The following is a 25669-nucleotide window of genomic DNA, read 5'->3' as shown; positions in this document are numbered from 1 at the left end:
TGACCGGGCTTTTTGAATTATTTAGCTAACTTAGTTAAACGTGACTTGTCACGAGCAGCTTTGTTTGCTTTGATTAATCCCTTTGACTTTGCGTGATCAACGGCGCTGATGGCGTTGATGTAAAGATCTTTGGCATCATCTGAACCAGCAGCTTGAGCTTTTTCAAACTTCTTAACTGCTGTTCTCATTTTACTGAGTTGTGAAGCATTTCTTTCTTGTGCTTTTTCATTAGTCTTCACACGTTCGATGGCTGATTTAATAATTGGCATTGGTTTCACCTCCGAGTCGATAACTATTATAAGTAAATTTTCAACAAGCATCATTATACAGAATCCAGAATGTGTTTGCAAGGGTAGCTGAAAGTGAAAAGTCAGAAAACACTTGTTTAATCAAGATAAATCACTTATAATATTCTTTGTGTCTTAAACACAACCTTCAACTTAGTGCTGCGGGGCCACTTACCGGGTACTCAGTTGTTGGACTAAAATACTAAGGTGGTAAATATATCATGGCTTTAACACAAACTGCAAAGAACGAAATTATCAAGAAATATGCTCGTCACGAAGGCGACACTGGTTCAGCTGAAGTACAAATCGCTGTTTTAACTGCTGACATTGACGAAATCAATGCTCACATGAGAGATCACCGTAAAGATTTCCATTCACAACGTGGTCTTATGAAGAAGATTGGTCACCGTCGTAATCTTCTTGCATACTTACGTAACAACGATGTTGCTCGTTACCGTGACCTTATCCAAAGCTTAGGTCTTCGTCGTTAATATTAAATTTAAAAATAATTTGGGAGTCGAAATATTCGACTCCTTTTTTTGTACAAAATTTCTTAACTCGCTTAAATATGGTAAACTAAAGGAAGCTGAATTATGGACGTAAAAAAAGAAAAATTTTTGAGGTGAAACATGGATAGTAAGATTAAAGTTATCCCACTTGGTGGGGTACGTGAAAACGGCAAAAATATGTATGCCGTTGAAATTAATGATGGAATATATATTTTAGACTGTGGGCTTAAGTACCCTGAAAATGAATTGCTCGGAATCGATGTTGTGATTCCTGATTTTTCATATTTAAAAGAAAATCGCGAACGTATCGTTGGAGTTTTCTTAACCCACGGTCATGCAGACGCAATTGGCGCCTTACCATACTTTCTAAGTGAGTTTAATGTGCCAGTATTTGGATCAAAGATGACAATTGAATTAGCTAAAATTAGTGTTAATGAATCTAGTGAAGCTTCAGAATTCGACGATTTCCACGTTGTCAGTGATCGCAGTGAAATTGATTTTGAAGATGTTAGAATTACATTCTTCAGAACAACTCACTCAATTCCAGGTTCCCTAGGAATTGCAGTTCATACTGAAGCAGGGGCCATCGTTTATACAGGTGACTTTAAGTTCGATCAAACTGCTACACATTTGTATCGTACAGATTATTCACAACTGACTAAACTTGGAGACCAAGGTGTGTTAGCACTGTTGAGTGATTCAAGTAATGCTGAAAATCCTGCGCCTTCTGCATCTGAAAACCAAATCAGCGATTATATCAAAGGAGTCTTTAATGACCATCAAGGCCGAATCATCGTTGCTAGTGTTGCATCAAATATTATTAGAATGCAACAAGTTTTTGATGCAGCCGCTCAATCTGGTAGAAAAGTATTCTTAAGCGGTAAGGACTTAGATAAAATTGTTAGAACCGCTTTGAAGCTTTCAATGTTAAAACTACCAGCTCCTGATTTGTTAATTGACAATGTAAGTGATTTAGAAAAAATCGATGCTGCTCAAACAGTTATTGTTCAAACTGGTAAGATGGGTGAACCAATTAAGGCATTACAACGAATGGCCAATAAAGAAGAAAAAGATATCAATATTGAGCCAGGAGACTTGGTATTCATCACCACGACCCCTTCAACTGCAATGGAAACTACTGTTGCGAAGACTAGGGATATGATTTACCGTGCGGATGCTGAAGTTAAAATGATTTCAGATGAAATGAATTCAGCCGGGGATGCTAGTCAAAATGATCTACAATTAATTTTGAATATCCTTAAGCCTAAATTTTTCATTCCGGTTCAAGGAGAATACCGTTTATTATCAGCACATGCACGCTTAGCTAAACAGCTTGGATATACTGATGATAAAATCATTATTCCTAGCAAGGGTGATATCATTTCAATCACTGAAGACGAAATTTGGGTATCAGGTGATTTAGATATTGCTGATACTATGATTGATGGTAGCGGCATTGGTGATATCGGGAATATTGTTCTTAGAGATCGTAAGGTATTATCAGAGGATGGAATATTTGTTGCAGTTATCACAATTGATCGAAAGAAGAAACGAGTAATTTCATCACCTAAGTTAACTTCTAGAGGATTCGTATACGTTAAAGCTAATAAAGATTTAATGAACGAAGCTGCAGAGATAATTAAAAAAACCGTTCAAAACAACTTGGAGAACAAAGAGTTCGACTGGAGTAATCTAAAACAAGATGTTCGTGATGACCTTAGTGATTATTTATATCATCAAACTAAGCGTCATCCGGTCATCTTGCCAGTTATTATGGAAGTTAACCAACACCATAAGCGGACAAACAAAAAACGCTCAAAAAACAAATCTGAAAAACCAGCCAAGGCTGATTCTAAAGAAAACATAGACGCATAAACCAAATAAGGTGCAAATATCTATCTTTAAAGATATATTTGTACCTTATTTATATGTAAGAGAAAATAATTTTCAGAAGGGAGGGGCTTTAATGGCATTGACTGATAATGATAGAGTCATTATTAAAAGCGCGGAAGAAGATTTTTTAAATGGTAACTATCAACAAACTATCAGAAAAATGGATAACTTACGCCCGATTGTTGGCGATAATTATGAGTTATTGATTCTGCAGGCTAGAGCATACTCAAAATTAGGCAATCAAGAAATGGCTATTAATATCATTAACGAGCTAGATGATAGTGAAACTAAGTCAGGCGATATTACATTTATAATAAATATGTATTTAAGTGATACCCAATTTATTTCTGCTCGAAAAGTTAGTTTGCAACTAAGCGGTCCTCATAGTGAGAAATTATTTGATAGCATTGTTCTGGCTGAAAACAATTACCGAAAAAACCATAGACATGAATTAGTTAAACTGCAACGAAAGTTGTTTTATATCGGAAACCATAGTGCGGATGTACAAGCAAAAATTGTCAGGGATGCTACGCATTTACCACTGACTGAATATTTAGAAGGCGTAGCTGCAGTTTTAGTAGATAAAGCGGGTTGGCAAGTTATCAAAACACAATTTTTATTTGAATTAATTAATTTGCAAATTGACGATGAAGTAAACTTCTTATGGCTGGATGATCAAATTCATAAATTGATTCCAAGTCAAATTAATTTAAACAAAACTATGCGACCCTTAGTTGAGTCTGAGAAAATAATTACAACTGAATATGGAAATGATGACCCGATCACTGCACAGTTACTGAGTGCACAAGTTTTTCAATTTGGAAATTATTTATTTCCTTACACGGATGAAGTCATTGCAGATGCGACTGCATGGGTAAAAATAATAAGTCGATATGTTTTAGAACAACAATTGGTGCCTAGCAGTGATGTAGATGATAAAATAATCAGTTGGTTAAAGGTTATTTTGAAGCAAGAACAACGGATAAAATATATGTAATACAAATAAAAAGTAAAAAAATAATATTAATCTGTTTACAAACAAATTAACAATGGATATAATACTTAAGGATTCTTCGAAAAATTGACGGCTTTGTCTTTTAGAGAAGATGTAGTATAATATCTATCAGAAATGCATTGAGAAAAAATCAATGTAATTCTTGAAAACAACAGGAGGTTTCATTAATGGCTAAAGAACATTATGAAAGAACAAAGCCCCATGTTAATATCGGTACTATCGGCCATATTGACCATGGGAAAACTACTTTAACTGCTGCAATCACAAAGGTATTGGCATCTAAAGGTCTTGCAAAGGCTGAAGATTACGCTGATATCGATGCAGCTCCAGAAGAACGTGAACGTGGTATAACGATCAACACTGCCCACGTTGAATACGAAACTGAAAAGCGTCACTATGCTCATATTGACGCCCCAGGACATGCTGATTACATCAAGAACATGATCACTGGTGCTGCCCAAATGGACGGTGCTATCTTGGTTGTTGCTGCTACTGATGGTCCTATGCCACAAACTCGTGAACATATCTTGCTTGCTCACCAAGTTGGTGTTGACTACATCGTAGTATTCTTAAACAAGACTGATTTAGTTGATGATGACGAATTAGTTGACTTGGTTGAGATGGAAGTCCGTGAATTACTTTCAGAATACGATTACCCTGGAGATGACATTCCTGTTATCCGTGGTTCAGCTCTTAAAGCCCTTGAAGGCGATAAGGAACAAGAAGAAGTTATCTTACACTTAATGGACGTTGTTGATGAATACATCCCAACTCCAGAACGTGATGATAGCAAACCATTCTTGATGCCAGTTGAAGATGTCTTCACTATCACAGGTCGTGGTACTGTTGCATCAGGTCGTATCGATCGTGGTATCGTTAAAGTCGGTGACGAAGTTGAAATCGTTGGTCTTCATGAAGATGTAATGAAATCAACTGTTACTGGTCTTGAAATGTTCCGTAAGACACTTGACGAAGGTCAAGCCGGCGATAACGTTGGTGTACTTCTTCGTGGTGTTGATCGTGAACAAGTTGTTCGTGGACAAGTACTTGCAGCCCCTGGCTCAATTCAAACCCACGAAAAATTCTCTGGTCAAGTTTATATCTTGAGCAAAGAAGAAGGTGGACGTCATACTCCATTCTTCTCAAACTATCGTCCACAATTCTACTTCCATACTACCGATGTTACCGGTGTTATCGAATTAGATGACGGTGTTGAAATGGTTATGCCTGGTGATAACGTTACATTCAACGTTGAATTAACTAAGCCAGTTGCCATTGAAAAAGGTACTAAGTTCACTATTCGTGAAGGTGGACATACTGTTGGTGCCGGTGTTGTTGGTGAAGTTAAGGACTAATTTCCTTTTCTTATCTAGCATTACCAAAAAGTCATGGGATTTTTCCCATGGCTTTTTTTGTTTAAATTTCAAATGTATTTTACTTTTACCGGCTAATACGTTAAAATAACAATGTTATGCAATGAGAAATTGTACAAATAATCTTTTGTCTCGGAGGAAACAAGATGTCTGCAAAATGGGAAAAAAAGGGTACTAATGATGGAGAATTAACTTTTGAAATTAGTACTGACTCAATCCAAGATGGTTTGGAACGAGCATTCAAAAAAAACAAAAATAGTATCAGTGTACCTGGCTTCCGTAAAGGAAAGGTTCCACGCCAAGTATTTAACCAAATGTATGGTGAAGAAGCACTTTATGAAGATGCCTTGAACATCCTCTTACCTGAATCATACGAAAATGCGGTTAAAGATTCTGATATCGAACCAGTTGATCAACCACAAATCAGTGTTGAATCAATGGAAAAAGGTAAACCATGGGTAATCAAGGCAACTGTTTCAGTTAAGCCTGAGGTTAAACTTGGTGAATATGAAGGACTTAGTGTTCCTAAGCAAAACACTCGTGTATACCAAAAGGATATCGATGCAGAACTTGAAAAGCGTCGTGAAAGCCAAGCTGAACTTGTTCTTAAAGAAGGCAAGACTGCTGAAAACGGCGACACTGTTGTTATTGACTTTGACGGTTCAGTTGATGGTGAAGCATTTGACGGTGGCAAAGCTGACAACTACTCACTTGAATTGGGATCAAACTCATTCATCCCTGGTTTTGAAGACCAATTAGTTGGTCACAAAGCTGGCGACGATGTTGATGTTAAGGTTACTTTCCCAGAAGATTACCAAGCACAAGATCTTGCTGGTAAAGAAGCAATCTTCAAGACCACTATCCATGAAGTGAAGGCTAAGGAATTACCTGCGCTTGATGACGATTTTGCTAAGGATGTTGACGAAGATGTTGACAGCCTTGACGAATTGAAGGATAAGATCAAAGAAGAACTTAAGGAACAAAAGAAGAGCGAAGCTCGTGACGCTATCGAAGACGCTGCAATTAGCGAAGCTGTTGATAACGCTGAAGTTAAAGACATTCCTCAAGCAATGATGGATGACGACATTCAACGTCAAATGGACCAATACCTTGCAGGAATGCAACAACAAGGTATTAACGCCCAAATGTACTTCCAATTAACTGGAACTACTGAAGATGATTTGAAGAAACAATTTGCTGACGGTGCTGAAAAACGAGTTAAAACTAACTTAGTTCTTGAAGCAATCGTAAGTGCTGAAAACATCGAACCAGATGCTAAAGACGTTGATGCTGAAGTTAAAAACTTGGCTGACCAATACGGCATGAAGGAAGATGCAGTTCGTAATGCATTGACTGATGACATGTTGAAGCATGATATTGCTATTAAGAAAGCAATCGACTTAATTGTTGATTCATCTAAGCAAGATGCCAAAGCAAAAGATACTAAAGAAAACGACTAATTAACTACTTAGCTGTTGTGTCGAAAAAAGATCCGTTATTCAATGACGGGTCTTTTTTTCCCTTATTAGGGAGTTAGTCAATATTGTTTGATTTTTAGTAGTGATGTGATAAAGTTACCCTTGTTGTTTATAAGTAATAAAGCTTCCGATATGTAGGAGGAGTGAATATATTGTTTGATGATACTGAAACTAGTGGTACTGTGACCTGTTCATTTTGTGGCAAGTCACAAGACCAAGTAAAAAAGATTGTTGCAGGTCCTGGAGTATATATCTGTAATGAATGTATTGATTTGTGTAAACAAATTATTGATGAAGAACTTGCTCCAGAAAGTACTCCAGATGATTTATTAAAGGTGCTTACTCCACAACAAATCCTTGATAAATTAAATGATTTTGTTATTGGCCAAAATAATGCTAAACGGACATTATCCGTTGCTGTGTACAACCATTACAAGCGGGTCAATGACATGATCGAACATCCTGATGAAGACTTAGAACTACAAAAGAGTAATATTTGTATAATTGGACCTACTGGTTCAGGTAAAACTTATCTTGCTCAAACTCTTGCCAAAACTCTTAATGTACCATTTGCTATTGCTGATGCAACCACATTAACTGAAGCAGGATATGTTGGTGAAGATGTGGAAAATATTCTTCTTAAATTGCTTCAAAGCGCTGATTACGACGTTGAAAGAGCACAAAAGGGAATTATTTACATTGATGAAATCGACAAGATTGCAAAGAAGTCAGAAAATGTTTCGATTACTCGTGATGTTTCTGGTGAAGGTGTACAACAAGCATTATTGAAGATTTTGGAAGGAACCATTGCCAATGTTCCGCCTCAGGGCGGTCGTAAGCATCCACAACAAGAGTTTATTCAGGTTGATACGACGAACATTTTGTTCATCGTTGGTGGTGCTTTTGATGGAATCGAAGGAATTGTCAAGAGTCGTTTAGGTGACAAGACAATTGGTTTTGGAACTGATTCCGACTCAGCTCCTGATTTGGATGATAACAATATCATGCAATCAGTTATTCCTGAAGATCTGCTTAAATTCGGATTGATTCCTGAATTTATTGGTCGTTTACCAATTTTAACTGCACTTGATAAATTAACTGAAGCTGACTTAGTTAGAATTTTGACTGAGCCAAGAAATGCTTTAGTTAAGCAATATACTAAGTTGATTTCATTGGATGGTGTTCAATTAGAATTCCAACCTGAAGCACTTAGAAGTATGGCACAACTAGCCATTTCACGGAACACCGGTGCCCGTGGATTAAGGTCAATCATTGAAGGTGTAATGAGAGATATCATGTTTGATATTCCTAGTCGGACTGATATTGAAAAAGTAATTATTACGCCAGAAACCGTTACTGATCATAAGGATCCGGAATTAGTATTAAAACAAGCATCGTAATTTTGAGTAAACTGGTGTAAACTACAAATGGTTTACATCAGTTTTTTACATAAAATTGGAGGGTTACTTTTGGACGTTCATAATGTCGAATTGACGATTAGTGCTGTAGAAGAAAAACAATATCCCAAGACGAATTATCCAGAAATTGCGCTGGTTGGGCGCTCAAATGTTGGTAAGTCATCATTAACTAATACTTTGATCAATCGTAAAAGTTTAGCGCATACATCTGGTCAACCGGGAAAAACTCAAACATTGAATTTTTATAATGTTGAAGATAAGTTATTTTTCGTGGATGTGCCTGGATATGGCTACGCTAAGGCTTCAAAGTCTAGCAGGGAAAAATGGGGACGTATGATTGAAACTTATTTGAGTCAGCGTGATCAACTTAAGGGAGTAATTACTTTAGTTGATGGTCGTCATGAACCCAGTGTTGACGATGTTTCAATGCGTGAATGGTTGAATTATTATAATATTGACGTTTTGACAGTTGCCACTAAAATGGATAAAATCGTTCCAGGAAAATGGAACAAGCAAGAATCCTTGATTAGAAAAACCCTATCAATGTCACAGTCAGATGATTTAGTACTGTTTTCTGCGGTCAGTAAAAAAGGAAAAGACGAAGTCTGGAACTGGATAGAGGAGAGAATGTAAGATGGATTTTAATGAATATCAAAAAGCTGCTAATCGAACTTTAATGGGCAAGGAACAAGTATTAACCAATTGTGCATTAGGTTTGACTGGAGAATCTGGCGAAGTTGCCGATTTGATTCGGAAATACACATTTAATAGTGAAAAGTTGGACCATGATGAAATCGTTAAAGAAATGGGCGATGTATTATGGTATCTATCTCAAATTGCTGAATGGGCAGATATTCCATTCGATGAAGTTGCTAGTGACAACATCAATCGATTAAAACAACGCTATCCATCTGCATTAAACAACTAAATTAACCGTTTTATTAAAGCACTCAACGAGTATATCGTTGAGTGCTTTTTTGTGAGTAAATGTATAATTTTAACCATTTTTAAGCAATTTATGAATAAATACAGATTTTCGTTGCCATGAATGAATATTAGTGTTAATCTCTTGTATAACAAATTCATGAAAGAGGGATGTTTATGTCAGAGAAAAAAGTAGTTTTAGCATATTCAGGAGGACTCGATACGTCCGTAGCCATCGCATGGTTAAAAGATAAAGGATATGACGTGATTGCTTGCTGTATCAATGTTGGTGAAGGTAAGGATTTGGATTTCGTGAAATCTAAAGCTCTTAAAGTCGGCGCCGTTAAAGCGTATGTCTTGGATTCACTTGACGAATTTGCAGATGACTATGCTGCAGTGGCACTTAAGGCAAACGCATTCTACGAAGGTAGTTACCCTTTGATTTCCGCATTATCTCGCCCTCTTATTTCAAAAAAACTAGTCGAAGTTGCTCACCAAGAACATGCAGAAGCTGTTGCACATGGCTGTACAGGTAAAGGAAACGATCAAGTTAGATTTGAAGTGGCTATCCATGGACTTGATCCACAATTGAACGTGTTAAGTCCAGTTCGTGACTGGCACTGGTCTCGTGAACAAGAAATCGAATATGCTAAGGAACATAACATTCCAATTCCAATTGATTTGGATTCACCATATTCTATCGATGCCAATATTTGGGGGCGTGCAAATGAGGCTGGCATTCTAGAAGATCCTTGGGAAAGTGCTCCTGAAGATGCTTTCGCAATTACAAATCCAATTGAAGCTACTCCTGACAAACTAGTCCAAATTGAAATTACGTTTTCAAAGGGGATTCCCGTTGCATTAAATAATCAAAAAATGAGCTTTGCAGAAATTATTACCCAACTAAATGAAGTCGCTGGCGAACACGGCGTTGGCAGAATTGACCATATTGAAAATCGACTCGTTGGTATTAAATCTCGGGAAGTTTACGAAGCGCCCGCTGCAACTGTCTTACTTAAGGCACATAAAGAGCTGGAAGACTTAACATTTGAACGTGATCTGGCACACTTTAAACCAGTTATTGAAAAACAACTAAGCGAAATGATTTATAATGCCCTATGGTTTTCACCACTAATGAATGCTATGCAGGCCTTTATTGATCAGACACAAGAAGTCGTAAATGGGGTAATTAAGCTCCAACTATTCAAAGGTAACGTGATGATATTGGGTCGTAAATCTGATTCATCGTTGTATGACAAAGATTTAGCAACTTATACCTCATCTGATTCATTTGATCAAGAAGCTGCTAAAGGTTTCATTAAGTTATGGGGCCTACCAACTCAGGTATACTCACAAGTTCAATTAAAGAATAAGCAAGCCCAATTTGTGGATGCAGTAACTCACGCTGAAAATAAAGAAAAAGTCGCTGTGGATAATAATTCCAAGGGAGCGTTGCATTAATGAGTACAAATAAATTATGGGGTGGTCGGTTTACTGATCAAGCTGAGTCTTGGGTTGATGACTTTGGCGCATCAATTTCATTTGATCAACTAATGGCTGACGAAGATATTGAGGGGTCGCTAGCACATATTAAAATGCTGAAACACACTAAAATTTTGCCAGCAGGCGATTGTGACAAAATCATAGAAGGGTTAGAAGCACTCAGAAATGAACTGCATGCTGGAAAATTGGAATTTACCACCGAAAATGAAGATATTCATATGAACATCGAAGCACTCTTAACTGAGAAAATAGGCCCAGTCGCAGGGAAATTGCACACTGCTCGTTCGAGGAATGATCAGGTTGCTTTGGATTTTCATTTGTATGTTCGTAATCGTTTGCCACAAGTTATTGATGCAATTACTACGTTGCAAAAAACACTGGTGGAATTAGCCGAAGAAAATGTTGAAACGATCATGCCGGGGTATACTCATTTGCAACATGCCCAACCTATTTCGTATGGTCACTATTTGATGGCGTATTATCAGATGTTTAAAAGAGATAAAGAGCGTTTCGAGTTTAACCAGGTGCATACGGATATTTCACCAATTGGTGCCGCAGCACTTGCTGGAACCACTTTTCCCACGGACAGAGAATATACTGCTAATGAATTAGGATTTTCTCAAATCTATTTAAATTCACTAGATGCGGTTTCTGACCGAGACTTTGCCTTAGAGTTTTTAAGTAATGCATCGATATTAATGCTGCATTTAAGCAGATTTTGCGAGGAAATCAGTTTGTGGGTTTCACATGAGTTCAATTATTTAGAATTGAGTGATGCCTACACGACTGGAAGCTCAATCATGCCACAAAAAAAGAATCCGGATATGGCTGAATTGATTCGGGGTAAAAGTGGCCGAGTTTATGGTCATTTGATGGGTTTACTAACCACTATGAAGTCATTACCACTTGCATATAATAAAGACCTCCAAGAAGATAAAGAAGGTGTCTTTGACACAGTTAAAACTATCTTGCCATGTCTAAAAGTGTTTAATGGGATGATTAAAACAGCAACACCTAATGTGGATAGGATGAAATCAGCTACTGAAAATGATTTTTCAAATGCAACTGAACTCGCTGATTACTTAGCTGCTAAGGGAGTGCCTTTTAGGGAAGCACACGCCATTGTTGGTAAACTTGTACTGCAAGGTATTGAAGAAGGTAAAAACCTGCAGGATATGTCGATAGAAGAATTAAAAGCATCATCTAGTAAAATTGAAGATGATGTATATAAGGACTTACAGTCCGAGGTAGCGGTTGAAAGGCGGCATTCTTTAGGTGGTACGGGGTTTGATCAAGTTAGATTGCAAATTAAAACTGCTAAGACAGAATTATCAACAAATTAAAAAGGCCTGACAAAGATAAATTAATCTTTGTCAGACCTTTTGTTGTGTTTACTTTTTATCGTAATCCTCGCCATGATGCTTGTTTTCTGGACGCTTTTCATTTTTATGCTTTTTATCGTCTTTACGATCATGCTTTAAAAACTTGTCTCGTTTTTCATCATCAAGGTCAAGTTCAGCAAACTTACCAAACATTGCATCTAAGTTATCTTGACGGTTTACTTTTAATCCCATAGGTCAGTATCACTCCTTTAGTTTGAATCATAGCAGAAATTTTATAAGTTGTCACTGAAGGTACAGATAAAGTTAAATATTATGCATCTGGATGGATAATTAATGAATAAAATCAATTGTTTTCAAAATAATATTGCATAAAAAAAGATAATAGTGTAACCTTGTTAATATTAAATTTAAAAGAGGGCATATTTATGAATGATATTATCAAAAAATGCATAAAAACTGGAATTTTACTTCTAGTGGCAGCAATTAGCATTATCGCTTTATTTACCATCAATACATACGCAGCCGACAATTCGTTAAAGAGAGTTGAACAACGAAAAGAATTAATTGTTGTTACCAGCCCCGATTATCCTCCTTATGAATTTCAAGTGAATCAAAATGGCAAGGAACAGATCAAGGGAATGGATATGGACGTAGCTCAAAAAATAGCTAAGGATCTGCATGTTAAGTTAGTGGTTAAGAGTATGAGCTTTGATTCACTATTAGTTGCGATTGAAACTGGTAAAGCGGATATGGCAATCGGGGGCATTAATCCTACCCAAGAAAGACGTCAAAGCGTGGCTTTTTCTAAAATTTATTACAATGGTGGCCAGAGCTTTTTAATTAACAAAGTGGACGCCGGTAAGTATCGGAGTCGTAAGAACCTAAGCCATACTAATATTGGTGCCCAGACGGGAACGCTACAATATGATTTAGCAAAGCAAAAAATCCCTGGAGTCAGCGTTAAGGGGATGGATAAGACAACTGATTTGATTCTTGCCTTAAAAACTCATAAGGTCGATGCATTAGGGATCGAAACACCATCAGCCGAGGCCTATGTTAAAAATGATAAGTCTTTGGCCATGATACCTTCTGGATATAACTTAAATGTAAATGAGGTTGGCGCAGCTATTGCTATGAAAAAAGGATCAACTAGTTTAGTGAATGCCGCCAATAAGAGCATTGATCAAATCAAGAAGCAAAAGTTAACTGATAAATATCTGGCAGATGCTGGTAAGTATATGAAAGTTAATACTGTTAATACATCAATGGTTCACTACTTCCCATACTTCATTAAAGGGGTCGAGTACACAGCTTTGATCTCAGTAGTTGCATCGTTGTTCGGGGTAATTATTGGGGTTTCATTAGCTTTGATGAGGTTCAGCAAAATCAAACTTCTTAGAGGCTTATCAATTAGTTACACAGAGTTTGTTCGTGGCACACCTTTGATGGTACAAGTCATGTTTGTATACTTTGGTATCGGGATGGTGGTTAACATTCCAGCTTTATTATCAGGAATTATCGCCGTTTCGTTAAACAGTGGTGCCTATGTGGCAGAAATTATTCGTGGGGGAATTAATTCGGTAGCCAAAGGACAATCTGAAGCTGCTTCTAGTTTAGGATTATCAAAAGCAGACCTGATGAGATTCATGGTCTTACCCCAAGCATTTAAAAACATTTGGCCAGCATTAGGAAACGAATTTATTTCTTTGATCAAAGAAAGCTCGATTGTTTCTATCATTGGTGTGACTGACCTGATTTATCAAGCAAATATCGTTAGGGCGGACACATATCGTGGTGTCATGCCGATATTTGTAGCTATGATAATTTACTTTGTCATTACTTTTGCATTAACTAGAATATTGAATTACTACGAAGGGAAGATGAAACATGCTGGATAAATCGATGATTGAAGTGAACGGGTTACAAAAGAAGTTCAGCGATAATGTAATCTTAAAAGATATTGAAGGAACGGTGAAATCTGGTGAGGTGATCTGTATTATTGGACCGTCTGGTGCAGGTAAGAGTACTTTTCTTCGTTGCTTAAATTTACTTGAGCGACCATCTGAAGGAACGGTGATTTTCGATAATCAGAATCTCATCGATTTACCAGAACGAGATTTGGTAGCTGTTCGTGAAAAAATGGGAATGGTTTTTCAAAATTTCAATCTATTCCCTAATATGTCTGTCCTTGAAAACTTGAAATTAGCTCCTAAACGAGTGAAAAACATCAGTGATCAGGAAGCCACCAATATTTCAATGAAGCTTCTTGATCGTGTCGGACTTGCCGAAAAGGCTGATGCATACCCTGAGAGTTTGTCCGGTGGTCAAAAGCAACGGGTAGCGATTGCTAGAGCATTAGCGATGAATCCAGAAGTTATGTTGTTTGATGAACCAACCTCAGCGCTTGACCCAGAGATGGTCGGTGAAGTTCTTTCAGTTATGAAAGAATTGGCCCAAGACGGGATGACGATGGTTGTAGTGACTCATGAGATGGGATTTGCTAAGGAAGTTGCCGATGAAGTATGGTTCATGGCAGACGGTTATATTTTGGAAAAGAATCAACCAAATAAGCTGTTTAATAATCCACAGAATGCACGGACCAAAGATTTTATTTCAAAAATCATTGGTGATTAATCACACATTAAATAATAAAAAGAGAGTTCGCTGAGCAAATCTCACGGGCTCTCTTTTTATTAGTAGATAATTCAGATTGATTGAAGCAAACATGTATTCGCGTTATAATTTTGACTAGACTTTTAAAGGGAAGTGAACAACTTGGCGAGTGAATATTTAGAACATAAATTAGCTTTATTACCTGACATGCCGGGATGTTACCTAATGAAAAACATCAACGGTAAGATTATTTATGTCGGAAAAGCTAAAAACCTCAAGAACCGAGTTCGTTCTTATTTCAAAAGTAGCCATGAAGGTAAGACGGCTAAGCTGGTGTCGGAAATCGTTGACTTTGAAACCATTGTCACTTCTACCGATAAGGAAGCCTTCCTATTAGAAATTACGTTGATTCAAAAGCACCGACCATACTTCAATATCAAATTAAAGCAGGGAAACGGTGGCTATCCGTACATTAAAATTACTAATGAACGTGATCCACAAATCAAAATAGTAAATTCATTATCAAAAGATGGTGCGTATTATTATGGGCCTTATCCAAATGTTTACGCAGCTGATGAAACAGTGAACTTTTTACAAAAGGTTTATCCATTAAGACGTTGTAATGGATATCAAGGACGACCATGTTTGTATTACCATATGGGTCAGTGTCTAGGCCCGTGTTTTAGGGATGTTCCTAAAGAAGAATATGACAAGCAAATCAAAAAGATTAAGTCATTCTTGAGTGGAAATGTTGATAGCGCAAAGAAATTGTTAACTCAACGCATGCAAACTGCTGCGGAACAAATGGAATATGAACGGGCAGCTGAAATTAGAGACCAAATTAAGTACATCGAAATCACTGTAGAAAAGCAAAAAATTATTAGTAACGATAATACCCCTCGTGATATTTTCAACTATTACATGGACAAGGGATGGTTATCGATTCAAGTATTCTTCATCCGTCAATCACGATTAATGAAGCGTGAAAAACGGCTATTTCCAATTATCAATGATCCTGATGAAGAAATGGTTAGTTTTATTGCCCAATTTTATCAACAAAAGAACCAGATTTTGCCTAAGGAAATCTTAGTTCCTTCAAGTTTGCCGACTGATGTGATCAGTAACGTTGTGGAAAATGTTCCTGTCCGCACGCCTCAAAGAGGTCAGAAACGTGACTTGTTAGATATGGCTGGAACCAATGCCAAGTTAGTTTTGGAGGAAAAATTCCGTTTGTTGGAATTGGATGAATCAAAAACCACTGGTGCCATGAATGAACTTACAGATGCAATGGGCATCGCCCCAGGCCATCGTATCGAAGCATTCGATCATTCTCACATTCAAGGTGCAGATATTGTTTCAGCAATGGTTGTCTTTGATGATGGTCAGCCAAACAAAAATTTATACAGAAAATATAAGTCTAAGACGGTTGATCATGCTGATGAAGCTGCCAGCACAAGGGAAGTAATCCGACGAAGATATACTAGAGTATTGAAGGAGCATGGTGACATGCCTGATTTGATTTTGATGGATGGTGGCGAGATTCAGATGAATGCGGCCAAAGATGTTTTAGTTAACGAGTTAGGATTGAATATTCCGGTAGGCGGAATGGTAAAGAATGACCATCACCAAACTGCTGATTTGTTGTTTGGTAATGCGGATACTCCACTACATCTTGACCCTAAGAGTCAGGGATTTTATCTGCTTCAGCGAATTCAAGATGAAGTTCATAGGTTTGCGATAACTTTCCATCGCAAGGTGCATACAAAAAATACACTGACTTCACGTTTGGATGCAATTTCTGGTGTTGGCCCCAAAACTAGAAATAAATTATTAAGAAAATTTGGATCATTGAAAAAAATTTCAGATGCATCAGAACAAGATATACGGGATTTGGGAATTAGCGAAACTGTTGCCAAAACAATTAAATTTTCCCTGGGTAAAATCACTAAACCAGATGAAGCTAAGGAATAGTCCATTTGTTTTTGGTAATAATAAGAATTACTTTGACGTTGATTTGCATTGTCTGTATACTGCATCTTGGGTACATCTGTACTGAACTTAATAGATTAAGGTAAAAATGGTGAAAATATATGTTCGTTGATCAAGTAAAAATTGATGTCAAGGCAGGAAATGGCGGTAACGGAATGGTTGCTTTTCGTCGCGAAAAGTATGTTCCTAACGGCGGTCCTGCTGGTGGTGATGGCGGTCACGGAGCCGACATTATCTTTAAAGTAGATTCCGGAATGAATACGTTGATGGACTTTAGATATCATCGTAAGTTCAAAGCGCCCGCTGGTGGAAATGGTGCCAACAAATCTATGACTGGACGCAGCGCTGAAAATTTAATTGTTCCTGTACCAGAGGGAACAACTGTTATTAATGAATTAACGGGTGAAGTAGTTGGTGATTTAACTGAACCTGACCAAGAATTAGTAGTGGCAAGAGGTGGTCGCGGTGGTCGTGGTAATATTCATTTTGCCAGTGCGAAAAATCCTGCTCCAGAAATTGCTGAAAACGGTGAGCCAGGTGAGGAAGTTTCTCTAAAATTAGAGCTTAAGGTTCTGGCTGATGTCGGGCTAGTTGGTTTTCCTTCCGCTGGTAAAAGTACTTTGCTATCTGTTATTACTAGTGCCAAACCTAAGATTGCAGGCTATCATTTCACCACGTTGGTACCTAACCTTGGTATGGTCAGATTAAATGATGGCCGTGATTTTGCTGTAGCCGATTTGCCTGGACTTGTTGAGGGTGCCTCTGAAGGGGTTGGTTTAGGTATTCAATTCTTACGACACGTCGAAAGAACTCGAGTAATCCTTCATTTAGTTGATATGTCAGGTGAAGAAGGCCGTAACCCGTTTGAAGATTATTTAGCTATCAACAAAGAGTTAGAAGCCTATGATGAATCTATTTTAGATCGACCACAAATTATTGTGGCTACCAAGATGGATCTTCCAGAATCTAATGATAATTTAGCTGAATTTAAGCAACAAATTGCTGAAGATGATCGTGGCAAAGATTTCGAAGTTTTACCAATTTCTTCAGTTACTCATGATGGACTTCAAGAGTTAGTTCAAAAAACTGCTGACTTATTGGAACAAACAACTATAATTCCTACAAAGCCTCTAGAAGAAACCGCTGAATACGAGTATCATAAGACAAGTGATGATCTTAACATTAGCTTTGACGATGAGATCGATTCATGGGTCATTAAGGGTGCTGAAATTGAACGATTATTCAAAATGACTGACACCATGCATGAACAAAGCATGTTACGATTTGCTCGTCAAATGAGGGGAATGGGGATTGACAAAGCTCTTAGAGATGCTGGAGCTAAAGATGGGGACACCGTGACAATCCTTGATTTCTCCTTTACTTATGTTGATTAATTAAAAAGTAAAACAAGGTAGGAATTCGGCATGCAACAAGCACAAAAAAGTAATAAAAGTAGGGGTAAACGATTAAAGAAAAGTCGTTATATTACTGGCTTTGATGGAATTAGAGCCTTGGCAGTGGCTGGAGTGATTATTTATCATTTGTTGCCGTACAATCTGCAAGGCGGTTACATGGGGGTACCCATATTCTTTGCTGTTTCTGGTTATTTGATCACGGATCTGCTATTACAGGAATGGGAACAAAACGGCCGAATTGATTTTATTGGTTTTTATGTTCGCAGACTGAAACGACTATATCCTGCCTTAGTTGCGATGCTTATCGGAACTGGGGCATACATAACGTTATTTCAACGATCTTTATTAGCTAATTTGAGATCAATCATCGGTACCAACTTAGTCTACTTATATAATTGGTGGGAAGTTGGGCATGGACAAAGTTATTTCGATCGTTTCAACGGCGAATCACCCTTTACTCATTTGTGGTCATTGTCGATAGAAGGTCAATATTATCTGATTTGGCCTCTGCTATTAACAGCAATGATCATTTTGATTAAACGAAAGCAGATTATTGCTTGGATCATGCTAGCTTTTGCAGTTCTTTCTGCGGTCTTGATGGGTCTCTTGTACACTGGACCGGATAATTTGAATCGAGTTTACTACGGAACAGATACCAGAATGTTTTCAATTGTTCTTGGAGTTACGTTGGCAATAATTTGGCCGGCCACTCATTTAAAAGCTTCGATTTCCAATCGGGGTCGTTGGACTTTGAATTGGATGGGAATCGGCGCATTTGTAATCATGGGATGGTTGTATTTTGTCCTTTCTGGTCAAAGTGTATTAGCTTACCGTGGTGGTATGTTCTTGATGTCCTTGGCATCTGTTGCGCTGATTGCTGCGTGTGCCCATCCGGGATCAGATGTTAATCGCTGGTTAACTAACCCAGTGTTTGCTTGGGTTGGTACAAGAAGCTACGGTATATATCTTTATCAATTCCCAGTAATGATTTTTTATGAAATGCGCGTTACAAACATCGCGGCACATCCGCTTTGGAATGCATTGATTGAAATTGCTATTATTTGTGTTATCAGTGAGTTGTCATATAGATATATTGAAAATCCACTTAGAAGATATCATTATTCTGAACTTCCTAGCGCAGTAAAAAATTTTTTCAGTCAACAATCAACGTTTGGACTAAAGAGATTGTGGGTAATTCCAGTCGTATTGTTAGTAGGAATTTGCGCTTATGGAAGTGCGATTGCTCCTAGCAAAGAAGCTAAAACTGCTTTGCAAAAGGATATTGTAAAGAATCAAGCTAAATCAGCCCGTAAGAATAAATTAGCTTTGGCCAAGCAAAAGCAGGCTGAGGCCGCTGCTAAAAGTGTGAAGCGACAACGTGAGCTTTTAAAGAAAAAACTTACACCGTCACAAAAGCGTATCGCAAATAATTATGGATTGACTAAGCTTCAGTATTTAACAGTGCACCAGCAACCAGTCACTGCAATTGGAGATTCGATTATGGCTGATACTAGTCATGATTTGCAGACTGTCTTCCAACAGGCATATGTTTCAGCTGCCGTGGGTAGACAAATTTGGCAGGCTTCATCCGTTATTAAGCAATTGAAGAATAAGGGTGAACTGGCCAATAATGTGGTTATTAATCTCGGCACCAATTCGCCAATGACTGCCTCTCAAATCGATTCAGTTATCAAGGAAATTGGTCCTAAAAGAAAGGTTTTTTGGATTAATTGTCATGTTCCTACGAGGAATTGGGAGACTGAAGTTAACAGAACTATTGCACTAGCAGCTAAGAAGTATTCGAACGTTTATATGATTGATTGGCACAGTTATAGCCAAGGCAATTCTAATTGGTTCTGGCAGGACAATGTTCATCCTAATCCAACTGGAAATACCAAATTCGTTCAGTTAGTTGCTACTGACATGAGTAAAGTATTGAAGATAAAATAAAAAAGTTTGACCTCTCACGAGATCAAACTTTTTTATTATTGCAAACTAACATTTAATCCTTGAGCGGGAGCAGGACTAATTTGAGTGCCTTGTAAATCATAAATCGCGCCGAAATTGATAGTTACTTTATTGGTTGGCTTAGTCCTGTAATCTTGAAGATAGCCGACGGTGGTGAATGTTTCAGTTTCATTAGCTGTAAGGTGATGACCTGCAGAGGAATCTGTTAACTGGTTGTTAACTGCAAGTGTGTTTCCTTGATCAGTTTGAACGCTGTTGATTCCATTGAGTGCGATCGTTGCGTTTTGTTTATTTGTTACGGTGTAGTTGATGACGAAAGTATAGTACTGGTTCGGCACACTTTGTAAATTTAAAGTTTGGGCGACAGCTTGCTTGGCTTCGGCAGTTTTAGGTGTGTTCTTAATTACTTTAGCTTTAACGATTTTGTAAACAACATTGTCATCTGTCAGTGTTGTAGGTTGCTCATTGATTTTTGATAGTTGTTGTTTGGTACCAAAGTTATCAAATGTATATTGACTTGTCTTAGTTAAGTTTCCATTTTTAGTGTAGTTACTTGAGTGCCTATCAGCTGCAGGCACCCGATAGCGATAGTTTGTTAAATCTTTGTGAGGCTTCTTTTGTGGATCTTTTGATGACGAAGAAGTTGATTTAGTAGATGAACTATTCTGCATTTTAGCGGATGACGCATCGCGATTTTGATTATTAGAAGTGTCTTTGTCGGAAGCATTGTTTCCACAAGCAGCCAAACCTAGAATTAGGCCGGAAATTCCTAATAAGTAACCGATTCTTTTCATATCTCTCTCCCCTTAATAAAAAACTAATGTCTTATCAATAATTCTAAACCCAAATGTCAATTTTTTAGTATTAAAGAACCGAATATCATAAGAATTTGGTATTTTCTTAACTATCGTCATGAATTGGCTTAAACTCAAGGTTGAATTTGAGCTTTGACTATCAGTTTTAGTTTGGAGAAAAATAGTTGAATCTTCCCAGATAACCTGAGTAATTGGTTCAAAATGTTGGTTTTTAACCATTAGTAAGACTAAGTTAGTGTTAAGCATGTTGCTTGCTCTTATGAATTCATTTAGGTTCAAAGTCACACCTCCGTTTGTGAATACTTAACCTCAAATTATGATACAATTATATAGTGTTTTTTTAAAATTAGATTAATAAATCGACTTAAACAAGGGAAATAAATTATGCAAATTGAATTTTTAGGGACTGGAGCAGGTTCTCCAGGTAAGTTTCGAAATGTTTCAAGTTTAGCACTCAGATTGTTGGATGAAATCAATTCAGTGTGGTTATTTGATGTGGGTGAAGGCACCCAGCACCAAATCTTAAGATCAACCATCAGGCCTCGTAAAATTGACAAGATATTTCTAACTCATTTACATGGTGACCATATCTTCGGATTGCCCGGCTTGTTGAGCAGTCGTTCGAATCAGGGCGGCGAAAGCGACCTTGAAATATATGGCCCAAAGGGAATCAAACAGTTCGTTGATGTGAGTTTACGAGTGTCTGGAACCCGACTTTCATACAAATTGAAGTATCATGAATTAGAAAGCAAGGCGGAAGGACTAATATTTGAGGATGACAAATTCTCAGTATATGTGGCTCCTCTAGATCATAGAATTGAAAGTTTTGGTTATAGAATCGTAGAGCATGATCACCCAGGTGAGCTAATGGTTGATAAGCTTAAGGAATTAGATATACCTTCAGGCCCTGTTTATGGTCGAATCAAGAATGGTGAGACAGTTACTTTAAATGATGGTCGAGTTATTGATGGTAGCAAGATGATTGGCCCAGCCCAACCAGGAAGAGTAGTTGCCATACTGGGAGATACCCGTCAGACAGATAACGCAGTCAAACTAGCCGAATCTGCTGATGTGTTAGTTCACGAAAGTACTTTTGGTAAAGGTGAAAACAAATTAGCAAGAAACTATTATCATTCTACTAATATCCAGGCTGCTAAAGTTGCTAAAAGTGCCGGTGCAAAAAAACTATTATTGAACCATATTTCTGCTCGTTATACCGGCAAGATGGCCCATGAGCTCGAAAAACAAGCCCAATCAATATTTCCTGATACAAAAGTCGTTCGTGATTTCGATGTGATTGATGTGCCGTTTAATAAATAACATTACTAAATTATATTGAGGGGATATAAATGAAAAAACAAGTTGGAACAATTATTGGAATCATTTTGATTATTTTGGTGGCATCCTTTTCATTGATGAATCTAAATGCCGTCGAAATCAATTTTGGATTTACCAGAATTCAAGCCCCATTAATAATCTTGATTTTGGTTTCACTATTGTTAGGGGCGCTAATAATCTTTATGTTCTCATCAACGCAGAATCTCAAGAAAAATCGAGAAATGAAACGATTTGAAAAATTAAGTAATGCCAAACAATTAGAATTATCGACTCAGATCCAAGATTTAAAAGATAATTTGACGAAGATGGAAAATCGATTGAAAAATTCTGCTGGTAAACAAGTTCTTGGTGAGAAGGATCAGCAGATTGTTGAACTTGAAAAACAAATCGAAAAATTAAACAAGAATTTGTAATGATAAGTTAGGGTAGGTAATTAATGATTAAGTCTAAGTACGATTGGAAAAAGATGGATGTACCATCTAACCCTGAACTTGCTGAACAGTTTACTAGCCAGCTTGGAATCAGTGAGTTTATTGCCAATATTTTAATAAACAGAGGTATCGATAATTTAGATGATGCTAAGCATTTTTTGACCCCTGATATTACTGATTTGAATGATCCATTTTTATTGCCAGATATGCAGAAAACAGTCGAAAGAATTCAAACGGCAATTGCTAGTGGTGAACAAATTACTGTTTATGGTGATTACGACGCAGATGGAATTACCAGTACAACCATCATGTTTGAAGCTATTGAAGATTTGGGCGGTAATGTCGATATTTATGTTCCTAACCGTTTTTCTGATGGATATGGTCCAAATGTTAAAGCATTTAAAAATATCATTAATGACGGTACCACTTTAATTATTACGGTCGATAATGGTGTTGCTGGTAACAAGGCGATTGAAGAAGCCAATAAGCTTGGATGCGACGTTATTGTTACTGATCACCATGATTTACCAGATGTCTTGCCAAATGCATACGCGATCGTGCATCCGCGTGTCAAGACGAGTGATGGTAATTTATATCCTTTTGGAATGCTTTCTGGCGCCGGCGTAGCTTTCAAGGTAGCCACTGCGTTGTTAGATGAGGTTCCTTATGATTTGTTAGATATTGCTTCAATCGGAACGGTTGCCGACGTAGTTTCATTAACTGGTGAAAACCGGGTGATCGTATCATTTGGTATTCAGGCGATTCAAAACACCCAACGTCCTGGATTATTAGCACTGTTAAAGCAAGCCAAGGTCAACTTGGGTACGTTTAATGAACAAGATATTGGTTTTGCGTTGGCTCCTCGGCTTAATTCACTTGGTCGAATGGGGGATGCCAAAGTTGGTGTAGATCTTTTGCATACTTTTGATGAAGAAGAAGCCCAAGAAATCGCTAAGTTTGCGGATAAGCAGAATGATGAGCGAAAAGAATATGTTGATAATTTTTTTGCTGAATCACTGAAAATCATTGCTGCAGACGATAAGTCAAAGGATGCCCCTGTGACAGTGGTGGTCGGTAAAGAATGGCATCAAGGAGTTTTAGGGATTGTTGCTAGTCGTTTGGTGGATCAATTTCAACGACCAGCGATAGTGTTAACAACGCTAGCCGACTCTGATGAAATAAAAGGGTCTGGTAGAAGTATTCCCAGTTTTGATTTATTTAACGCAATCGATCCAATTCGTGATAAGATGGTCGGCTTTGGTGGACATCATTCTGCGGTTGGATTAACGATGCCTGCTGACCAGTTGGATACATTAAAGTCCCAATTGGCCAAATCTGCTCAAGAGCAAGGATTAGATTTAACAACTAAATCAACCAAGATGATTACCAGCGATATAAATATTGATGATGTGAACTATGATTTTTATGAAGACCTACGAAAATTAGCTCCATTTGGTGAGGATAATCCGGAACCAGTTTTTGAGTTTAAATTCAGTGAGATAGCTGATGTTAAAAGAATTGGTCAAGATTCATCTCATCTTAAGTTTTCAATCAAAGGACGTAAGAACCAGATCGGTGTCATTGCATTCAAACTGGGATATTGTGCTGATGACCTAGTTGATAAAAGCAGCACTACAAAGATAATTGGTGTTATTGGCACCAATACGTGGCGCAATCAAACGAATCTGCAGATCATGGTCGAAGATATGCGCCAGGTGGAACAGCCTGTTATCGATATGCGCACTAATAGATTGCATACTAAGATGTTTAATAATTCTGGAACGTATGTATTTTTTCACCAATCTATTAAGCAACAACTAGCTTCTGTCATTCCAGAGGATGGACATGCTTATTTATTTACCGATTTAGTTGAAAGACAAGTGCATTTGGATACAGTATTTATTGTTGATTGTCCTGATGATATTGAAGACTTAAAGGCTGTTCTAAAAAATACCACTCCTAATAAAACAATTTTTTATTTGTATAAAAAACAATTGGTTTCAAAAATAGGGATGCCAGAAAGACAATCTTATGCTAAACTATTTAAGTTCGTTTCAAATCATCAAGATTTTGATATCGTAAACCAATTGAGCCAAGCCGCTGATGGATTAAAAATCGATCAACGTTCATTGGCCTTTATGATTAAGGTGTTCTTAGAACTCGGATTTGTTTCAAGGTCGGGAAATGTCATCAGATTAAATCCGGCACCTGAAAGCAAACAGTTGCAAACGGCACCTAGTTATCAACTTCGAGAAAAACAGATTGATGCAGAACAACACCTATTGTTAGCAAACACAAGTGAATTAGTCAGTTTCGTATCGAATTATTTTGAGACTGATGAAAGGAAGAAATTAAATGGCAATTGATTTTACACAGTATATAGCTTCTTATGAAAACTATCCTGAACCTGGAGTACTCTTTAGAGATATTTCTCCATTACTTGAAAATGGGGATGCTTATAAAGCTGCTACTAATGAAATCGTCAAGTTTGCACGTGAACGTGACGTAGACATGGTTGTTGGACCAGAAGCACGGGGATTTATTGTAGGTTGTCCTGTTGCTAATGAACTAGGGGTTGGCTTTTCACCTGCTCGTAAGCAGGATAAGCTTCCTGGTGAGATTATTTCTGCAAGTTATGATCTCGAATATGGCAAAGCAAGTCTATGCTTACGCAAAGATGCTATTAAAAAAGGCCAACGGGTGTTGGTTACTGATGATTTACTAGCCACTGGAGGAACTATAGACGCTACCATCAGAATGGTGGAAGAACTCGGTGGAATCGTTGTTGGAACGGCATTCATTATTGAATTAGAAGAGCTAAATGGTCGCGACAAAATCGCTGATTACGACATTTTAAGCTTAGTTAAATACTAAAAATCACGAGCACTCATTTGAGTGCTTTTTTATTATTTAAAATTAAGTGATGTGGTATTATTTGGTTATAAATATTAGGGAGGCGTAAATCGTGGAGCTTACGGAAACGGATTACAATATTTTAAAAGCAATTCAATCTGGTCGAGTGGAGTCGGGTACTAGTCCAAGTCACTTCGTTGATTATTGTGATAATGAAATCGGTGGTGATCCTCGGCCACTGATTACAGAAGGCTACATCAACGCCGATCGATTTATAAATGGTCTAACGGATAAGGGTACACAGGCCATTTTAGATTATGAAAAAAATCATAGTAAATAAAGTAGTAGACAAAAAAATGGACTAGTCAGTGACTAGTCCATTTTTAATTTAAGGTGAGTACAGGAATTGAACCTGCGCGCCCGCTCAACACGGGTTCGCCGGATTTCGAGTCCGGTGCATTACCACTCTGCCAACTCACCACAACAACCATAATTATATCAATT

At 37.6% G+C, this 25669-nt stretch carries 24 protein-coding genes and 1 tRNA gene; 20 read left to right on the top strand and 5 right to left on the bottom strand.

The window, feature by feature from the left end:
• Nucleotides 1-17 precede the first annotated feature (17 nt).
• Nucleotides 18-269, bottom strand: a complete 252-nt coding sequence (gene rpsT, locus O0236_RS07770; protein ID WP_125008851.1) for a 30S ribosomal protein S20 — start codon at nucleotides 267-269, stop codon at nucleotides 18-20.
• 239 nt (nucleotides 270-508) lie between these two features.
• On the opposite strand from rpsT, the gene rpsO reads away from it, so the two are divergent.
• From rpsO to argH, 10 genes are all read left to right on the top strand, one after another.
• Nucleotides 509-778 carry a 30S ribosomal protein S15 gene (gene rpsO / locus O0236_RS07765; protein WP_268913834.1) on the top strand — a complete coding sequence of 90 codons (270 nt, stop codon included), beginning with the start codon at nucleotides 509-511 and terminating at the stop codon, nucleotides 776-778.
• A 138-nt stretch (nucleotides 779-916) separates the two neighbouring features.
• Entirely contained in the window at nucleotides 917-2671 is a 1755-nt protein-coding gene (locus O0236_RS07760; RefSeq protein WP_268913835.1) for a ribonuclease J, read from the top strand.
• A 91-nt stretch (nucleotides 2672-2762) separates the two neighbouring features.
• Complete coding sequence (locus O0236_RS07755) at nucleotides 2763-3686, top strand: hypothetical protein (RefSeq protein ID WP_268913836.1); 924 nt, start codon at nucleotides 2763-2765, stop codon at nucleotides 3684-3686.
• 185 nt (nucleotides 3687-3871) lie between these two features.
• Nucleotides 3872-5059, top strand: coding sequence for an elongation factor Tu (gene tuf, locus O0236_RS07750; RefSeq protein ID WP_268913837.1), 1188 nt, complete (start codon nucleotides 3872-3874; stop codon nucleotides 5057-5059).
• A 164-nt stretch (nucleotides 5060-5223) separates the two neighbouring features.
• Complete coding sequence (tig, locus tag O0236_RS07745) at nucleotides 5224-6537, top strand: trigger factor (protein ID WP_268913838.1); 1314 nt, start codon at nucleotides 5224-5226, stop codon at nucleotides 6535-6537.
• Nucleotides 6538-6707: 170 nt separating this feature from the next.
• On the top strand, nucleotides 6708-7955 hold the full coding sequence (gene clpX, locus O0236_RS07740; protein WP_268913839.1) for an ATP-dependent Clp protease ATP-binding subunit ClpX: 1248 nt from the start codon (nucleotides 6708-6710) through the stop codon (nucleotides 7953-7955).
• Between the two features lie 69 nt (nucleotides 7956-8024).
• Complete coding sequence (yihA, locus tag O0236_RS07735) at nucleotides 8025-8606, top strand: ribosome biogenesis GTP-binding protein YihA/YsxC (protein WP_268913840.1); 582 nt, start codon at nucleotides 8025-8027, stop codon at nucleotides 8604-8606.
• A 1-nt stretch (nucleotide 8607) separates the two neighbouring features.
• On the top strand, nucleotides 8608-8901 hold the full coding sequence (locus tag O0236_RS07730) for a nucleoside triphosphate pyrophosphohydrolase family protein (protein WP_268913841.1): 294 nt from the start codon (nucleotides 8608-8610) through the stop codon (nucleotides 8899-8901).
• A 173-nt stretch (nucleotides 8902-9074) separates the two neighbouring features.
• Complete coding sequence (locus O0236_RS07725) at nucleotides 9075-10358, top strand: argininosuccinate synthase (protein ID WP_268913842.1); 1284 nt, start codon at nucleotides 9075-9077, stop codon at nucleotides 10356-10358.
• Nucleotides 10358-11743 (top strand): argininosuccinate lyase, encoded by a 1386-nt coding sequence (gene argH / locus O0236_RS07720; RefSeq protein ID WP_268913843.1) that lies wholly within the window; start codon nucleotides 10358-10360, stop codon nucleotides 11741-11743. Before O0236_RS07725 ends, argH begins: the two co-directional genes overlap by 1 nt.
• Before the next feature lie 48 nt (nucleotides 11744-11791).
• Here the strand turns inward: argH and O0236_RS07715 are convergent, their stop codons facing one another.
• Nucleotides 11792-11974, bottom strand: coding sequence for an SPJ_0845 family protein (locus O0236_RS07715; protein ID WP_268913844.1), 183 nt, complete (start codon nucleotides 11972-11974; stop codon nucleotides 11792-11794).
• A gap of 194 nt (nucleotides 11975-12168) precedes the next feature.
• Here O0236_RS07715 and O0236_RS07710 point away from each other — a divergent pair, with 194 nt between their 5' ends.
• The 5 genes from O0236_RS07710 to O0236_RS07690 all read left to right on the top strand — a co-directional run bounded on the left by O0236_RS07710 (nucleotide 12169) and on the right by O0236_RS07690 (nucleotide 19710).
• On the top strand, nucleotides 12169-13641 hold the full coding sequence (locus O0236_RS07710) for an ABC transporter substrate-binding protein/permease (protein WP_268913845.1): 1473 nt from the start codon (nucleotides 12169-12171) through the stop codon (nucleotides 13639-13641).
• Complete coding sequence (locus tag O0236_RS07705; RefSeq protein WP_329608929.1) at nucleotides 13631-14377, top strand: amino acid ABC transporter ATP-binding protein; 747 nt, start codon at nucleotides 13631-13633, stop codon at nucleotides 14375-14377. Before O0236_RS07710 ends, O0236_RS07705 begins: the two co-directional genes overlap by 11 nt.
• A 141-nt stretch (nucleotides 14378-14518) precedes the next feature.
• Nucleotides 14519-16327, top strand: a complete 1809-nt coding sequence (uvrC, locus tag O0236_RS07700; protein ID WP_268913846.1) for an excinuclease ABC subunit UvrC — start codon at nucleotides 14519-14521, stop codon at nucleotides 16325-16327.
• Between the two features lie 119 nt (nucleotides 16328-16446).
• Nucleotides 16447-17739 carry a GTPase ObgE gene (gene obgE / locus O0236_RS07695; RefSeq protein ID WP_268913847.1) on the top strand — a complete coding sequence of 431 codons (1293 nt, stop codon included), beginning with the start codon at nucleotides 16447-16449 and terminating at the stop codon, nucleotides 17737-17739.
• Nucleotides 17740-17769: 30 nt separating this feature from the next.
• Nucleotides 17770-19710, top strand: a complete 1941-nt coding sequence (locus O0236_RS07690) for an acyltransferase family protein (protein ID WP_268913849.1) — start codon at nucleotides 17770-17772, stop codon at nucleotides 19708-19710.
• Between the two features lie 35 nt (nucleotides 19711-19745).
• On the opposite strand, the gene O0236_RS07685 is transcribed toward O0236_RS07690, so the two are convergent.
• Together O0236_RS07685 and O0236_RS07680 are read right to left on the bottom strand one after the other, a co-directional pair.
• Nucleotides 19746-20522, bottom strand: a complete 777-nt coding sequence (locus O0236_RS07685; RefSeq protein ID WP_268913850.1) for a hypothetical protein — start codon at nucleotides 20520-20522, stop codon at nucleotides 19746-19748.
• A gap of 12 nt (nucleotides 20523-20534) precedes the next feature.
• Nucleotides 20535-20822: a hypothetical protein gene (locus tag O0236_RS07680; protein ID WP_268913851.1), complete on the bottom strand. Its 288-nt coding sequence runs from the start codon at nucleotides 20820-20822 to the stop codon at nucleotides 20535-20537.
• 105 nt (nucleotides 20823-20927) lie between these two features.
• On the opposite strand from O0236_RS07680, the gene rnz reads away from it, so the two are divergent.
• From rnz to O0236_RS07655, 5 genes are all read left to right on the top strand, one after another.
• Nucleotides 20928-21863, top strand: coding sequence for a ribonuclease Z (rnz, locus tag O0236_RS07675; RefSeq protein ID WP_268913852.1), 936 nt, complete (start codon nucleotides 20928-20930; stop codon nucleotides 21861-21863).
• A gap of 29 nt (nucleotides 21864-21892) precedes the next feature.
• Entirely contained in the window at nucleotides 21893-22294 is a 402-nt protein-coding gene (locus O0236_RS07670) for a lipopolysaccharide assembly protein LapA domain-containing protein (RefSeq protein WP_268913853.1), read from the top strand.
• A gap of 23 nt (nucleotides 22295-22317) precedes the next feature.
• On the top strand, nucleotides 22318-24678 hold the full coding sequence (gene recJ / locus O0236_RS07665; protein WP_268913854.1) for a single-stranded-DNA-specific exonuclease RecJ: 2361 nt from the start codon (nucleotides 22318-22320) through the stop codon (nucleotides 24676-24678).
• Nucleotides 24668-25186: an adenine phosphoribosyltransferase gene (locus O0236_RS07660; RefSeq protein WP_268913856.1), complete on the top strand. Its 519-nt coding sequence runs from the start codon at nucleotides 24668-24670 to the stop codon at nucleotides 25184-25186. The genes recJ and O0236_RS07660 overlap by 11 nt, the downstream gene beginning before the upstream one ends.
• Nucleotides 25187-25277: 91 nt before the next feature.
• Nucleotides 25278-25505, top strand: a complete 228-nt coding sequence (locus tag O0236_RS07655; protein ID WP_268913857.1) for a hypothetical protein — start codon at nucleotides 25278-25280, stop codon at nucleotides 25503-25505.
• A gap of 51 nt (nucleotides 25506-25556) precedes the next feature.
• On the opposite strand, the gene O0236_RS07650 is transcribed toward O0236_RS07655, so the two are convergent.
• A tRNA-Ser gene (locus O0236_RS07650) sits at nucleotides 25557-25645 on the bottom strand.
• Between the last annotated feature and the right edge of the window lie 24 nt (nucleotides 25646-25669).

Origin of the sequence: Lentilactobacillus sp. SPB1-3 (genome assembly GCF_026913205.2) — a bacterium.
Lineage (GTDB): Bacteria > Bacillota > Bacilli > Lactobacillales > Lactobacillaceae > Lentilactobacillus > Lentilactobacillus terminaliae.
Note: the sequence above shows the minus strand (reverse complement) of the source record. Positions and strands in the feature narration are given on the sequence as shown.